We start from the raw sequence: 14,116 nt of genomic DNA, 5'->3' as shown, positions 1-14,116 counted from the left end.
CGCAAATGCCTCGGTTTTATATTCAATAAAAAGGGCCCTCTCAGGCCCTTTCATTATTCACCCTGTATTAACGGGTTAACCAGGACTCAACGGTCGAGGAACCGTGTTCTGCCTTCCACCCTTTGAGAGTTTTATGGTTGCCGCCTTTGGTTTCCACGACCTCACCGGTATGCGGGTTCTTGTAGACCTTGACCTGACGTGGCTTGCGCGAGCCCGCTTTGGCATCAGCAACAGCTGCCCGGCGACCCGCCTGAGGGTCGAGCAGGTTGATGACGTCTTTCAGAGTGCAGCCATACTCGCCCAGCAAAGCGCGTAGCTTGGTCTCAAATTCGATTTCTTTCTTCAACCCAGCATCACCTTTCAGTGCTTCGAGCGCCTGAAGCTGTTCAGCCAAGTGTTTTTCGAGTTGGCGAAACTCCGCAAGTTTTGACATGGATAACCTCTATTGAGTCACAGGTTCCCAACAATATAATAACGTAGCTCGCGTTACTAGAGCCCACCCGACCAACACTTCAATGCACTTTTTGGAAGCACAGCGAAATTCAAATTTTCGTGGACAAAACTAATCCGTATAGCTAGCGTTTAAACCAACATGGATACGTCATGCAGGATTGAGGTGAAATTTATGTTACAGACCGCGTATTTGATTCTAGAAACCACAATGATTACTGTGAGATGCTCGATCACAATAAAAACCTAAGTACACCCAACCTCAGTGAATACGAAGACTAAAGATCGCATAAAAAATCCGCCACCGCAGTAGGTTTTAACTAAAAAACCATTAGAAAAATTTTTAACTGAAACCATAAATTGAAGGCATGACAAATGAGTGATTTTGAGCCACTATTAAATTTCGGCGCCCTATCTATCGATAGCAATATATTACGCGGTCAGCGGTACAACTTCGACGGCGGAATATTAAAGCAGCTTGAGCAATTCAGCGGGACTATCATCCCGATCATTCAGCCAGAAGTTGTTCACAGGGAAGGTATTAAATACTTAACCGAGGAAATCAACCAAAATGTAAAATCAGTAAAAAGCAGCTTTCGATCATTAGCAAAATACATTCAAAGCCCAACCCCCCTCGACTCTTTTTTTGAACAGCTCAATACACAAAACTCTGCAAACACTTTAGCCACAGAACATCTGCATAGATTCTATTCAAAAATCAACTGCGAGGTAATTCCATCATCACCAGTGAGCGTCGATGAACTGATGGATCTTTACTTCAAGACTTTGCCACCTTTCGAAAACAAGGCAGAGAAAAAGAATGAGTTCCCCGATGCCGTGGCATTACTCTCTTTAGAACACTGGGCAAGAACCAATGACAAACCAATGTTGGTCGTAAGTAAGGACAAAGGCTGGCATGCTTACGCAAAAAATTCTAGTTGGCTACGTGTGGTAAGCGAGTTACCACACGCACTTTCCTTGTTTCAACCACATACTAAAATCAATAAGATCATTGACCGCTTACGTAGAGACGGCGCGTTTGACATGAGTGGCGAACTTTACGACAAAATAAAATCAGCGCTGGCTAACGCAACAGCTGACATGAAGCCAGAAATACAAGCGAGTTCATTTTTAAACTATGACTATGACGATGTACAACTGGAATACCTTGATCATCAGTTAGCCGTTTCTGGCGAACCACACAAGATTCTTGTTAACATTGTCTCCATCGAAGATGACATAGCCGTGATTGGGATAAAGGCCTTGGTATCCCTGATCGCAACCGCATCATTTAATTTCTCTCAATACGACTCTATTGACAAGGATTACATAAGCTTGGGAGGTGTAGTTGCTTCTGTCACCAGCGAATTTGAAACTGATGTCTTGATACATTTTAGAGGGGATTGGTCTGATCATGAGAAAAAAGTCACACACGGAGATATTGAAGTAATCGGCGAGCTGGAGGTATTGGATTTTGGTCACCTGCAACCAGATTATTCAAATGATCGAGAAGAGGAACATCTGTGGGAGTGGGAACAGTATAAAAGAAGCATAGAATAGCTAATAGGGCAGCCTGTTCAACTATCCTGCTGTAATTGAAACCCGGCTTAAAAATGCGATCCACTGCCTCCCTGGCTGCTTTTGTCGTCAGCCGGACATCGTCGGTAGGGTAGGCTTCTACATATGCGCGAGTGGCACTGATCACGATGATATCAAGTTCGATAGCACCATGGTGGGTCTCAGTGCGGGAATTGGTTTTGGCTATGGCAGGTATTCCGGCGACAAGCAGGCAACTCAATAGCCTATGTTCGTGCATGCACCTTCCTGGTGGGCAGCCGCGAGCACAGTATTCCTTAGGGCTTCAGCTGTCGTGCCTGCCGTAGGGCGACCGCTCACATCGAACGTGATCGGCTTGATGGCGAATGGGGATCCTGGTGAAAGAACTCTGAGCAATGGATCCTTATCAATATCCTTCGGCCAAGATGACATCTTGAAGATCTTCGCCTCCGAACAGACCATACGAAGAGGTGAGCCTTCGGCTGATCGGGGGGTTACTGGATCGAAACCATCAACAGGAACCTCGTCTTCATATACGAATGCGACGTACCAGGAGTCTCTATGCGAGGCGACGCTAGGCGTTGAATGCAGCTCGAATCGGATGGGTATGTCCGTGTCCTTCGGCAGTTGAACGAGCGCTGGTGTATTTGAGTCCATGTAACCGAAATCTGTTTCCTGTGAAAGCACAACCCAAACTCGTCGAGCGTCACGAAGACCACTGTTTCTTAACGTGATGGTGACTGCGTACACCTTCACCGTTTGATCTGAATAGTAGGTATCTGGCCTTTGCGAACTCAGAGACGTCTCCCCTGAAAGAACTGAAATCGAGGGACGACCCAGCGCTATTTGATCGACATAGATTTTCTGAGCGAAGGCCTGAGAAGCCTTTGCAACGCTGTTCGCACTCTCCGCCGCTTCCCACGTGAACCAGGCCGCTACCGCCGAAGCCACCGTGGCAATGTACGTGAACCCACCCAGAAAGCCCAATTTGCATGCAAGACGCCATACGGCCCGAAAAGAATCAAGAATACCTTCCCACAGCAGCTGCAGATTCCACAAAATGTCCACCTGAACGCCTTATCAATTAGTCCCGTCACGGTATCGGCCAAGGGCTCATCGGCATGAGCTCAAGGACCCTTCCACAGGTTCGCTCCCCTGGGAGTGAAAAATAATGGTTAACGACGCACTCTTCTGACGAACAATCCAAGGACTGGAACTGCATCATGATCAATCTCAACGCACACAACGTATGATTTCGACGCCGCCAATGAACTGCTTAAGAACAGCTGGCACGCGGATCGAACCGTCAGCCTGCTGATAGTTCTCCAGTACCGCCACCAGCGTACGACCGACTGTCAAGCCGGAACCGTTCAAGGTGTGCACCAGTTCCGGCTTGCCGGTTTCCGAGTTGCGCCAACGCGTTTGCATGCGGCGGGTTTGGAAGTCGCCACAGTTGGAGCACGAGGAGATTTTGCGGTATTTGTCCTGGCTCGGAATCCATACTTCCAGGTCATAACTCTTGAATGCGCTGAAGCCCAAGTCGCCGGTGCACAGCGCCAGGATGCGGTAAGGCAGGCCCAGCAGCTGCAGGACTCTCTCGGCGTTGGCAGTTAAGCTTTCCAGCGCCTCCATCGACTTCGACGGCTCGACGATCTGAACCAATTCGACCGTGTCGAATTGGTTCAGGCGGAGTATGGCAAGGGTGTCGCGGCCCGCCGCACCGGCTTCGCTACGGAAGCACGGGGTATGGGCAACAAACTTGAGAGGCAGCTGTTCTGCATCGAGAATCTGCCCTGCCGCCAAGTTGGCCAACGGGACTTCGGACGTAGGGATTAGGTAAAGATCGTCCTCACCTTCACGGGCGATCTTGAACAGATCTTCCTCGAACGTCGGCAGTTGACCGGTGCCTTGCAGCGCCGGGGCCCGCACCAGCAACGGGGTGTAGACCTCTTCGTATCCGTGCTTACTAATGTGTAGGTTGATCATGAACTGCGCCAGGGCGCGGTGCAGACGGGCAATCGGGCCACGGAGTAAAGTGAAGCGCGCGCCGGACAGCTTGGCGGCGGTTTCGAAGTCCACCCAACCGAACTTCTCGCCAAGCGCGGAGTGGTCTTTGATCTCAAAATCGAAGATTCGTGGAGCGCCCCATCGCCGCATTTCGACGTTACCGTCTTCGTCTTTGCCGACCGACACGGACTCGTGCGGCAGGTTCGGGATGCCGAGCAGGATCGAGTCCAGTTCGCTTTGTATTGCGTCGAGCTCGACTTTACCCGCGCTCAATTCGACCGCCATGCGCTCGACGTCCGCCATCAGCGCCGCAACGTTCTCGCCGCGCAGCTTGGCCTGACCGATGGATTTGGAGCGCGCATTACGTTCAGCCTGCAGCGCTTCTGCGTGGGTCTGGACGATTTTGCGCTGTTCTTCCAGAGCTACGATGCGCACGACATCTAGAATAAAGCCACGGGATGCCAGGCGATCCGCCACTTCCTGAAGGTTGCTACGTAACAGTTTAGGATCGAGCATATCGTTATCTCGCAGTGGTTAGTGCACGTCGCTTCGCATATGGCTGGATTGTTCGATGATTCAAACCTGATGTGAAACCGAGATCAGTTACCAGAAACAACCCTAGTTTGGTCAAGGCATCCATCTTCGTGGCGTCATGGACGTGTGCGTAATCCTGTGGCGTCCACGTCACAATTTCCGCCCGTAACACCTCCAAAGATCAAAATGGCATGGTGGTCACGGCATCGAGCATTCCGACGCGTTTGTTGCTCCACCGATCGACGTCGTTCAGGCGAAGAAAGTAGGCGTTGATATCTGGCGCATAAACCATTTCGGCATGAGCGCTCAGGCATAAAAACTCCCTCAGAAGTTGTGGAGCTGCCCCCTTTCCACGCACAGCCTCAACCGCTTGTATGTAGCGGCTGGCACACAAGAGGAGCTCGTTGCGTGGATCAAACATTCACGATGTCGAAGTGAGTAATGGGGAAGAATCTGGAGAGCGGTTCGCGAACCGAAGACACAGAAAGGCAGTTAAGATCAACGGGCTTTGCTGTATACATCCAGCGCTTGCCAAGCCGGCACGCTCACATGTTTACGAGCACCACGCCCAGCGAGGATGTACAGCGCATCTTCGCTTTCAAAAAAACATCCGTTGAAGTCTTTTTGAAATCCAGTGATGAAAATGTCCCGTGCTGCAATTCGGCCTTCGCTGTCGAATACTGCGTCGTGGACGAGCAGAACTGAAGGTTGCAGGCCTCGTTTTCTGACTTCCCTCTCTTCGAATTCAGGGAGCAAGATGTCCATGAGCATCCAGTTCCGGACGATACAAAACCGCTGCTCCGCAAACTCCTCCTGAGCCAATTTGATCAGCTCTTCATCACCTAGTCGCGCCCCCCCTATCATCCTTGCCGGGCCATAAAGTACATCTTCAATCAATTCGGTTTGCACACTGCTGCCTAGTTCTATGGAAATTTAAAGCTGCACGAAAGTCATCCAGGAGTCTGCAAGTGCTACATCGTTAGCTGCGCCTGCGGATCAAAAAGCCTGGCTTCGTCAGTGGATCATGTTGATCTCCGGCCTGGCGCCATTCTCATGCCACCAATGACAGATGACATAACAACTGCGGTTGAACGTCTCGCAAAGCTGATATCCCCGAAGCTCATACACTCTTTCGACAAGCGACGTACGGATTGTCTTCCCATCCGCAAAACGCCCTCTCGTTTCAGAAAAAACGACTCCAGTCATACATGGAAGCTGATATTCAGCGCAGCATAGGTACCCACTAATCGGCACACCGAAATCAATTTTCTGTGCATCCAGTACACATTGTGGAAGCCCCATTTTTTTGCCTTTTTTTGCCTGCAAACGCCATCAAATTTCAATAGTGAAATCCGGGATGAAGCCCGTGTCCTCCCGGGGATAACCTCTTGGATTTGAGATAAGTCGGCACCCATCCAGCTCGATATCCACTGAACGATGCGTATGGCCAAAAATCCAAACGTCCCCCTGCGGCAGAAGCGAGTGCCATCGATTTCTATAAGCCGCGTTCAGATGGCCATCGTGCTTGTTGCCTGCAACTTCCGGGATCGGACAATGGTGTGCCACACGACGGCTTTACCCTCGAAGAGTTTGGCGAGTTCATCGCTCAGAAACTCAAACGCAATCCGGTTTCGCTCAATCACATCTGCTGGGCGTAGCCGGCGAAATCTCTCTCCCGTACTAATCACCTGGAAGTCATTCATCCATTGACCACATGTCTTCGTCGCTGCACATCCGAGAAAATTTGGATTTTCATGTCGATCGCCAATCAAAAAATGCCGGCTTGGAAATAGTGAAAAAAAAGCGTGACTGCCCATATATGCGGGCCACGGCACATGCAAAACGCTTGCCCCTCGGATTAGATATATATTGAACTGACATTCCCTTTAGCGAGAATTGATCCAGTGGCTTACGGCGCAATCTTTGTGATGGTGCGCTTTCCTACTCCCTCGCTTTCGCCTGGGTGTGGAGATCTACGTAAACCCGAGTCGTTCGATGCGTATGACTATAAGCATTTGCATCGAACAACGCAATCCCGACATATCGTTCCGTTTAACAGGAACACCTGAATGTCGCTTCGCACCGCGTTTGCAGCAGCCTTGCAGTTTTTGAGAGCGCATCGAAAACTCTCGCAACAGGACATTGCAAAGCTTACTGACCAATCTCACATCAGCCGCCTTGAAGCCGGCACTAGGTCTGCGACCCTTGAAGTCAGCCAAGAGCTTGCCGAAGCACTTCAGGTAGACCCCCTGTCTTTTCTGACCATTGTCTACGCTGCGCAGCGCGGACAGTCCCCTCGTGCAATCCTCAGCAGCATTCAGGCCGACCTTGAGTCATCCGGACTTCTGGATGCCACAATTCCAACGACCCCCGCGCCCGTTGTGCATCCGGTTGTAGCGGATGCGGCTGAACTGAAATTCAAGATCATCAAAATGATGGACGAGGGGCTTACGCAAGCTGAGGTTGCTCGGCGTCTGAAGATTGCAAAGTCGACAGTTACCAGGCATCTGAAAAAGGCGGACAAAGAGTAGTTCGTTGGCAGATCAAGTGCTGGGCAGGCCGTCAACAACGTCCAGTTTTGACCGGAACCCAATCGTCTACCCGCAACTGAAAGCCCCCCATCCCTGCCATCCATTTTGCCGAAAATTGAACCCGCCTAACTGATCAACTTTGCCCTATCAGTTCGGTACACATACTCCGTCGTAGCGCTTACGCTGTTAAGATCCGTACGCCAAAGAGTCTGCTGTCAGCTTTCAGCGTCCTGGCTGAAGCTGTAGCGTTTTTCCGTCTACGTTCTGTGACATCGACGAAGATTAGGCATGCAACTTGTCCTTACCCACATCGTTCCGTCCAGTGACTCACCAGGTCTGTAAGTACATATGAGCAATCCATTCTCGTCGGGCCCCCGCCTGCTAGAGCCATCTGGAGATCCAAAGAGGCAGGCCGTAGATGCCCTTCGGGGATACGCGTATCAGCTCTATGTCAGCGCACTGGCGTGGATACGCTTGAATTCAAATGAGCGGCTTTATCTTGAGGTTGCCGAAGATTATGCGATCGCGGCTGAGGATTCTCTGAAGGGCGTCCAAGTCAAGGACACCTTCGGATCCGGAAGTATCACGATCAACTCCCAGGACGTACGGGACGCCCTGGACAACTTTGTCGACTTGGTCGAGCGTAATCCGGATACCCGAGTCACCCTTCGCTTTCTCTCCACCTCACCTATTGGCCGCGAGCGAGAAATCAGCCATCGGGTAAATGGCCTGGCAGTACTCGAATATTGGCAGCAAGCAGCACGCAACGCAGAGGTGAAACCACTACGTGATGCGATATTGAGAGCCGATATTTCTGACCGCGTGAGATCGTTTGTTGAAGCCCGTAGCGATGAAGAGCTACGAGTGGATTTACTGCAGAAGATATCTTGGGACTGCGGCGAGCCTGGACTCGCGGATGTGAAGCTGGAGTTGTCGTCTGCACTCGTATCGTATGGCAGTGACCGCCTTCGACTCCTTCCAAGTGATTCAGACCCCTTAACAGCCGTAGTGCTGCAGTCAGTTTTGGACTGTGTTCTTAGTACTGAACCGAAGACACGGTATGTGGATTCCGCCGCACTTCTGCATCTATGCGCAGATGCGGGTCGTACTTCACTGCCCAACAGCATGCTTGAAAGCTTCATGGCCCAGCAGTCGGGCCAGCAACCGTTGCAAGGGATAGCAGTGCCGTCGGTATTGGAAAGTTTGGACGACGTGCCAATGCCCACGCTGCTCTTGCCGCGCCATGACGTTGTCCAATCTGTAAGCAAAACGCTTGAGTCAACCTCAGTTGCGATCCTTTCCGCCGGTACTGGCATGGGTAAATCAGTCGTGGCCAGACTCTCCGCACGAGCCAGCGGCGGTAAATGGATGATGGTTGATCTGCGCGACGTGGCTGCAGAGGAGTGTGAGTTTCGGCTGAACAAGGCGCTGGGAGAGGCAGCTACAACGCCGCTGGCTGGCATCATCCTGGACGACCTCAACGAATTGAACGTATCGAAGGTTGCTGCGGCTCTTGCTCGGCTGCTCCGAAGTCTCAAAAGGCATAATTCGGCCTGCATCGTAACTTGCTACAAGGAGTTGTCATCGAGCGTACTTGAAAAGCTCGGGCTGGATGCTGGAGCAAGCCTTCGAATCCCCTCACTAAGTCAGCCGGAGGTTGCCTACCTCGTACAAATGAACGGAGGAGACGCCACTCAATGGACGTCATTTGTGCATTACGCAGGCGGGAACGGGCACCCACAGTTGGTTAGGGTTGTGCTCGCTGGACTGAAGCAAAGGGGGTGGCCAATCACTGATATTGGTGAGCCCACCAAAACCGAAATTGGTGCGGACATTGAGGAGGAGCGCGGGGCGATCCGACGTAACTTGATGAATGCTCTCGACACCGAGCCCAGGAATTTTTTGTATCGAGCAAGCTTGGCACTGGGCCGCTTCAAACGACAGATCGCATTGCAGCTGGGAGAAGTCGAACCTCGGATCCACTCTGCCGGCGATTATTTGGACATTTTGATAGGCCCTTGGATCGATAATCTTGGCTCTGGAATGTTGAGAGTATCCCCACTGATTGCAAACGCGGGCGAAAGCGCACTACTTCCCAGCGAGCAGGCCGCAGTTCATCGAATGTTTGCTGAGAGTCTTTTTCAAACAGGAAAGCTCGATGTGACAACTGTGGACGATTTGTTCATTCATAGTATTAAGGGAAAAAGTGAAGCGATTTTAATTCAGCTAGGCGGAGCGCTACTGAAAGCAAGACACGAAGAACTTAAGATCATCGCAGAGTGGTTCCCTAGCCTACGCTTTGCCCCTCTTGATTCGCTAATTGTCCCAAAAGACCCCGCAAAAGCAATCCTATTCAGGTTGAATCAATTTGCTATTGCCGCATCTCTTAATGACAAAACCTCACATCCGCTAAATGTGTGGAAAACTCTCGAATCCGAGATCAAGGCGTCTGATCCTCAAGGTGAGGATATGTTTCATACGATGGCTATGGGCAAAGCATTATGCCTCGTCAACCTCCCCGCAATACTTCCAGACTGGTTTAGTCTGCTGCGCAAATTTCGCGCATCCCTTACAAAAAAAATGCAGCTAACACCCGCCTTTGGCACAGCTAATCAACACAGTGGATTGTTTATTTCGCAGGCAATACACATTGGTAGCGTCAATGCCCAGTTGAGCCTATTTGAAGAGCTGCACCATCTAAACCGAGACGAACGTGAGGAATACCTTGAGTTTGCCCTCGAAACACGTGAGGGAACTGCCGCCCTGGTAAATGGCCCATGGCTTGAAGAAGTTCGTTCCGGCAAAGTCGATGGTCACAGCGCCTGCGAAGCGCACCTGAAGATGGCCGAGTTCACCCGTAGCTGGGGACACTCACAGCTCACCATTTTGCTCCTGGTCGCGGCGAGCATCATGCTCGATGAGTACTCAGCTGATCCGCACAGCGCGCTTGAACTAATCAAACAGGCAGAGGCTGAGTTCGGAACTGGTATAGATCTAGCCAGAGCACGATCAAAGATCTATCTCCGGCAGCGCAAGCACCATGACGTAATATCCATAGTGCGAGATATCGACTCTCAACTAGGTGAGCTCGAACCATTAGAGCGAATGTTTTTGCGTAGAGAGACAGCTATCAGCTTCGCTGAGACAGGCGACTGGAAGGCAGCGGCGTCCCAATTCTCGCAAGCCCACACAGATGCGTTGGCCGTGGCCAGTCAATCCTTCAACGCCATCGCACTAGGATTGAAAGCCGACTCTGCGCTTGCGTTTTACAGAGCCGGAGACCTCAACGCGGCTATCGAAATATATCGAGAAGTTCTTCAGCAGCTACCCGATATTGATTCTGAGGATTCACTACAGGCAGCCTACTGCAGCCGTGTTATTCGTCATGGACTGCTGTGGCTCCACGTGCAAGTCATCGGCGCGGAGAACCAACCCTTCATCAGCGGCGAACCCGCGTTCATGATCGCCGGAATGTGCAGTAACCCCAATCCACCTGAGGACATCGTAGATCTTCCACGAGCCAATTTAGACGCCACCTGGTACCTTTTTGCTACACCAGAGTCTGAGGCTGTGGGGCCGACACAGGCGCTCCACCGCTTAGAAACGAGATTAAACGGGAGGACTGCTCCAACCTTCGAGTTAACGTTCAGGTCTTACATCCTCAACAACTCTATAAAGAATCTGGTAGCAAATGGATTTGCCGATCAGCTTCATCGTTGGCTGGATTTTGTGGCGCATGCCTTCAATGGGGAAAAGTCCCAAATATCCGAAGTTCCTGTGTATGCCGTCGTGCCAAGAACTTCGAAAAATAATCTTCAGGCGGAACGGCTGGTAAGCTTACAGAAATCTGCAATCTACACTTTCGGCGTTTCTGCAGCACTATCCGGTAATATTTCAGCGTTAAAAGATTTGCGCGCAGACTTTGAAAATCATTTCAGCCTACATCACGCAGTCACTTGGATTGACAAAATGCTCGCGCCTGACCCTGACGATTTTGACTACAACCTTGCAGACTCAATTCATACAGTTCTTACACGACCTGAACTTTTTGTAACTCAATTATTTGGGGCAACACTACGTTTTTTGGAAGTGGCGATCCAGTCCGAATTCCGAGCTGCGCTGGAGGCACCGCTCACTCGGTGGAGCCATGAAAAGTGGAAACAACAAATTGAATCTAAATTAGCTTTCAACCGCGCCGACATCGTCATTCCGAACATTCAGTTATCGCTGCGACTCTCAGGAGTTGCAAGCGTCGCTGCTATAATATTAGCGGCTGAGCCAGGGATGCCCATCCAACTAAACTCGAAATTTCGCGATTTACTCACGAAAGTACTGGAAAATCCACCAGACACTTATTGACGACACTCAACAACTTACACACATGGATTGCATGTTAGTTAAGACATGCAATCCGTTGAGCGCTGGAAAGCCAAACTAAATGCCAGTTATCTTTTCCACAAGCCTGTAAATTTACCCATCTAACATAATTTAACCTCAAAACCTAAACCATCTAAGCAACGCTGACTAAACCACCTCTCTAGTATTTCAGGCACATATTGAAAATCCTCCAAAAACTGACACCCGAGTAGATCGCACTACTTTTAAAGTCTTGTCACGGAGGTAAAGTCATGCTTAGCAGGCACAAGAATTTAACTCAGGTTGTGGATATGATTCACAGGCTATGCCCCCCATAACTCCTGCACACCAGATAGTACACGCCACGCTTGCACCTGGAGCTTACTGAATGTTTGGGTGCAAAAAGGCGCTGCACCAGAACATTTGGAAGCGCTTCAACTGGAGCATGATCTGGCTTTGTGAGGCATTTTGTGTTTCGTGTGAACCGCTGGATAGTCGGCCTGCGTATGATGCCGGCCAGCACATTTGATGCCCTCGCCCTGCGTCTTTTCTTCCGCATTCTTCAGCTCTTTTATGGCTAGTTTTTTTGCGCTCGGAGCGCTGGCTGACGAACTATTTTGGTGGCGTTGAGGCTCCCGTCCGCGGGGTGTTCGGGTGCAGTTGGTAGGCTGACGCAGCAGCGGAATGCTTGAGGTGCGCGCCTCCAAATAGTTGGTCAACTATTCATACCCCCCTCACTCACTCACACGCAGGGTAATAGTTGGATTTTGGGGGGCATAACGATTGGCTGCATCCAGTCGCAAAGCTGTCACACCAACAAATGCCCGACCGGCGTCGCCACTCAGGACACTCTGCGCCAGCGCGCTCTGGTCGTCCCGGACAAGGCGCAACGGGTCTACAACTTCCACCGCAACACGCTCAAGGCGCTCGCGGAAATGCTCGCCGCGGCCGGTCTTGAGCATCCATCGCAACTGTCGGCCAAGCACCTGGTGCGACGCATGTCGGCGACCGAGATCAAACTGTTCTCGCAACTGCATGTGTTTCTGAAACCGGGGGAATTGCTCACCGGAGATGTGAACGGCGAGTTCTATTCGCGGATGTGGCAGATGGCGCGGGCGGACAGTTTTGAGCCGCAGGAAGTGGTGGCGGCCTGAAAACAGACGGGCGCCCCAGCAGGTAGATTTGGCTCTCGCCATCGAAATCATGCATTAACATACGGACAGGCGCAGCGGGCTCTTCAGGTCATGCGCCTTATTTACAATCTTTCGCACCGCTTGTTCTGTATAGCGCGAGCGAAGTTTCCTTAAATCTTGTCAACTCCACTTCCATGACACTTAAACGATCAGAGTACTCGGAAACCTGATCCACATCTATTACATAAAAGCAAGGCGACAATGTCCCTGCTTTCAGCTTGGCAATCAAGCTTTCATATTCCGCTACTTGAATCGAAGAACCCAGAATTTTCAAATAAGCCGAATAAATGGACCCTCCATAAACCGGAACATTTTCAGCTTGCTCAATCAGCTTCTTCACGGGAGACCGTAAATCATGCTCCATACGCAGTTTGCTATAGTCAGGATCCATAGAATAAAAAAATATCGACATTAAACAAACATACGACAACAACAAGCCCCGAACCAAGTCGTCACGCACCCTACTAAACCCGTAAGATACCATGATTAATATCATCGGCACGAAGACCGTCATATTCCTGAAGGATAGAATTGGCGTAAAACACAATGAACGAATCCACGCCACGGTAAATCCGAAGAACCACCAGAGCAATAGAATTTTCAAAGAGTCTCGTTTATCTGGCAAGGCAGATAGCGTGACCAGAGCAAGAATCAGGAACGTTCCGCAAATCACTGCCATTGAAGGGTTTCCAAACAGCAGGACAAAAAAATCTATTAAAAATAGCTCGTCCGGCTTTTGTATCCATGTATCACGACGTTGGAGATTGAGCAGCACATAAGACAAAACAGGAATTAACGAGCAGCAAACCAAGAACGCTGCCCCCACTCCTGCGGCAAGCAAACGCTTATCGACGCCCGAACGGATCGAAAAATAAAACAACAGCATGAACTGAGTCATTACTGGAAAAAATCCGAAATAATGAGTATTGAGCAACAACGATGCAAAAATCGCATAAATGAGAACCGCCAAAGTATTCTTTAGTTCGATCAACCGCAAGAACACAACAAATGACATGACAACCAAAAAAACCAGAAGACTGTAGGATCTTGTATCCCTAGCCAACGTAATTAAAACAAAATTTACCGCAGCCAACAGCGCTGCAATTGTGCCAACGCGCTCATTGAATAGTTTTTTCCCCAAGCAATATATCGCCGGAACAAGAGCAACGCCAAAAACGACCGAAAGCACTCGGCCCGCCCGCTCCCCGTAACCAACAAGATGATAAAAAGACCAGAGTAAAAGCTGATAAAATGGCGGATGAACGTCTTCAACCGTAAAATGAAAAACCTCACTTAAGCTATGACTTGGATCACTTACTGCCACACTAAAAACCTCGTCATACCACAAACTTCTTTCAAATAAATCATAGCCACGCAAAGCCGCTCCGAGGGCTACAGCAAGTAGCAGCAGGCTATATTTTTTTAACAACTTTTTATTATTGTTTAAAAACATGAACGATCTCCGCTGATCAAAATTAGCCACCGAGT

General features: G+C 50.2%; 9 protein-coding genes and 1 pseudogene. 4 read left to right on the top strand and 6 right to left on the bottom strand.

Features of this window, described 5'->3' with window-relative positions; all coding sequences use genetic code 11:
• Positions 1 to 67 precede the first annotated feature (67 nt).
• Positions 68 to 433 carry a histone-like nucleoid-structuring protein, MvaT/MvaU family gene (locus ACXR0M_RS12410; protein WP_458832141.1) on the bottom strand — a complete coding sequence of 122 codons (366 nt, stop codon included), beginning with the start codon at positions 431 to 433 and terminating at the stop codon, positions 68 to 70.
• Positions 434 to 825: 392 nt separating this feature from the next.
• On the opposite strand from ACXR0M_RS12410, the gene ACXR0M_RS12405 reads away from it, so the two are divergent.
• Positions 826 to 2,010: a PIN domain-containing protein gene (locus ACXR0M_RS12405; protein ID WP_458832140.1), complete on the top strand. Its 1,185-nt coding sequence runs from the start codon at positions 826 to 828 to the stop codon at positions 2,008 to 2,010.
• 234 nt (positions 2,011 to 2,244) lie between these two features.
• Here ACXR0M_RS12405 and ACXR0M_RS12400 read toward each other — a convergent pair whose 3' ends face one another.
• From ACXR0M_RS12400 to ACXR0M_RS12385, 4 genes are all read right to left on the bottom strand, one after another.
• Positions 2,245 to 3,075: a hypothetical protein gene (locus ACXR0M_RS12400; RefSeq protein ID WP_458832139.1), complete on the bottom strand. Its 831-nt coding sequence runs from the start codon at positions 3,073 to 3,075 to the stop codon at positions 2,245 to 2,247.
• Between the two features lie 165 nt (positions 3,076 to 3,240).
• Positions 3,241 to 4,530, bottom strand: a complete 1,290-nt coding sequence (serS, locus tag ACXR0M_RS12395) for a serine--tRNA ligase (RefSeq protein ID WP_458832138.1) — start codon at positions 4,528 to 4,530, stop codon at positions 3,241 to 3,243.
• A 199-nt stretch (positions 4,531 to 4,729) separates the two neighbouring features.
• Complete coding sequence (locus ACXR0M_RS12390) at positions 4,730 to 4,969, bottom strand: hypothetical protein (RefSeq protein WP_458832137.1); 240 nt, start codon at positions 4,967 to 4,969, stop codon at positions 4,730 to 4,732.
• Between the two features lie 77 nt (positions 4,970 to 5,046).
• Positions 5,047 to 5,457 (bottom strand): DUF6957 family protein, encoded by a 411-nt coding sequence (locus ACXR0M_RS12385; protein WP_458832136.1) that lies wholly within the window; start codon positions 5,455 to 5,457, stop codon positions 5,047 to 5,049.
• A 1,160-nt stretch (positions 5,458 to 6,617) separates the two neighbouring features.
• On the opposite strand from ACXR0M_RS12385, the gene ACXR0M_RS12380 reads away from it, so the two are divergent.
• The 3 genes and pseudogenes from ACXR0M_RS12380 to ACXR0M_RS12370 form a co-directional block, all read left to right on the top strand.
• Entirely contained in the window at positions 6,618 to 7,079 is a 462-nt protein-coding gene (locus ACXR0M_RS12380; RefSeq protein WP_458832135.1) for a helix-turn-helix domain-containing protein, read from the top strand.
• A 474-nt stretch (positions 7,080 to 7,553) separates the two neighbouring features.
• Positions 7,554 to 11,438, top strand: a complete 3,885-nt coding sequence (locus ACXR0M_RS12375; RefSeq protein WP_458832134.1) for a tetratricopeptide repeat protein — start codon at positions 7,554 to 7,556, stop codon at positions 11,436 to 11,438.
• Between the two features lie 779 nt (positions 11,439 to 12,217).
• Positions 12,218 to 12,589, top strand: a pseudogene (locus ACXR0M_RS12370) (glutamate synthase-related protein); the annotation flags it as partial.
• A 97-nt stretch (positions 12,590 to 12,686) separates the two neighbouring features.
• Here the strand turns inward: ACXR0M_RS12370 and ACXR0M_RS12365 are convergent.
• On the bottom strand, positions 12,687 to 14,081 hold the full coding sequence (locus tag ACXR0M_RS12365; protein ID WP_458832133.1) for a glycosyltransferase family 39 protein: 1,395 nt from the start codon (positions 14,079 to 14,081) through the stop codon (positions 12,687 to 12,689).
• Positions 14,082 to 14,116 lie beyond the last annotated feature (35 nt).

The organism is Pseudomonas sp. Eth.TT006 (assembly GCF_054456575.1).
Note: the sequence above shows the minus strand (reverse complement) of the source record. Positions and strands in the feature narration are given on the sequence as shown.

Coding starts and splice junctions, on each gene's coding strand:
- ACXR0M_RS12380 (WP_458832135.1), top strand. CDS start 6,618: ATGTCGCTTCGCACCGCGTTTGCAGCAGCCTTGCAGTTTTTGAGAGCG.
- ACXR0M_RS12410 (WP_458832141.1), bottom strand. CDS start 433: ATGTCAAAACTTGCGGAGTTTCGCCAACTCGAAAAACACTTGGCTGAA.
- ACXR0M_RS12405 (WP_458832140.1), top strand. CDS start 826: ATGAGTGATTTTGAGCCACTATTAAATTTCGGCGCCCTATCTATCGAT.
- ACXR0M_RS12390 (WP_458832137.1), bottom strand. CDS start 4,969: ATGTTTGATCCACGCAACGAGCTCCTCTTGTGTGCCAGCCGCTACATA.
- ACXR0M_RS12365 (WP_458832133.1), bottom strand. CDS start 14,081: ATGTTTTTAAACAATAATAAAAAGTTGTTAAAAAAATATAGCCTGCTG.
- serS (WP_458832138.1), bottom strand. CDS start 4,530: ATGCTCGATCCTAAACTGTTACGTAGCAACCTTCAGGAAGTGGCGGAT.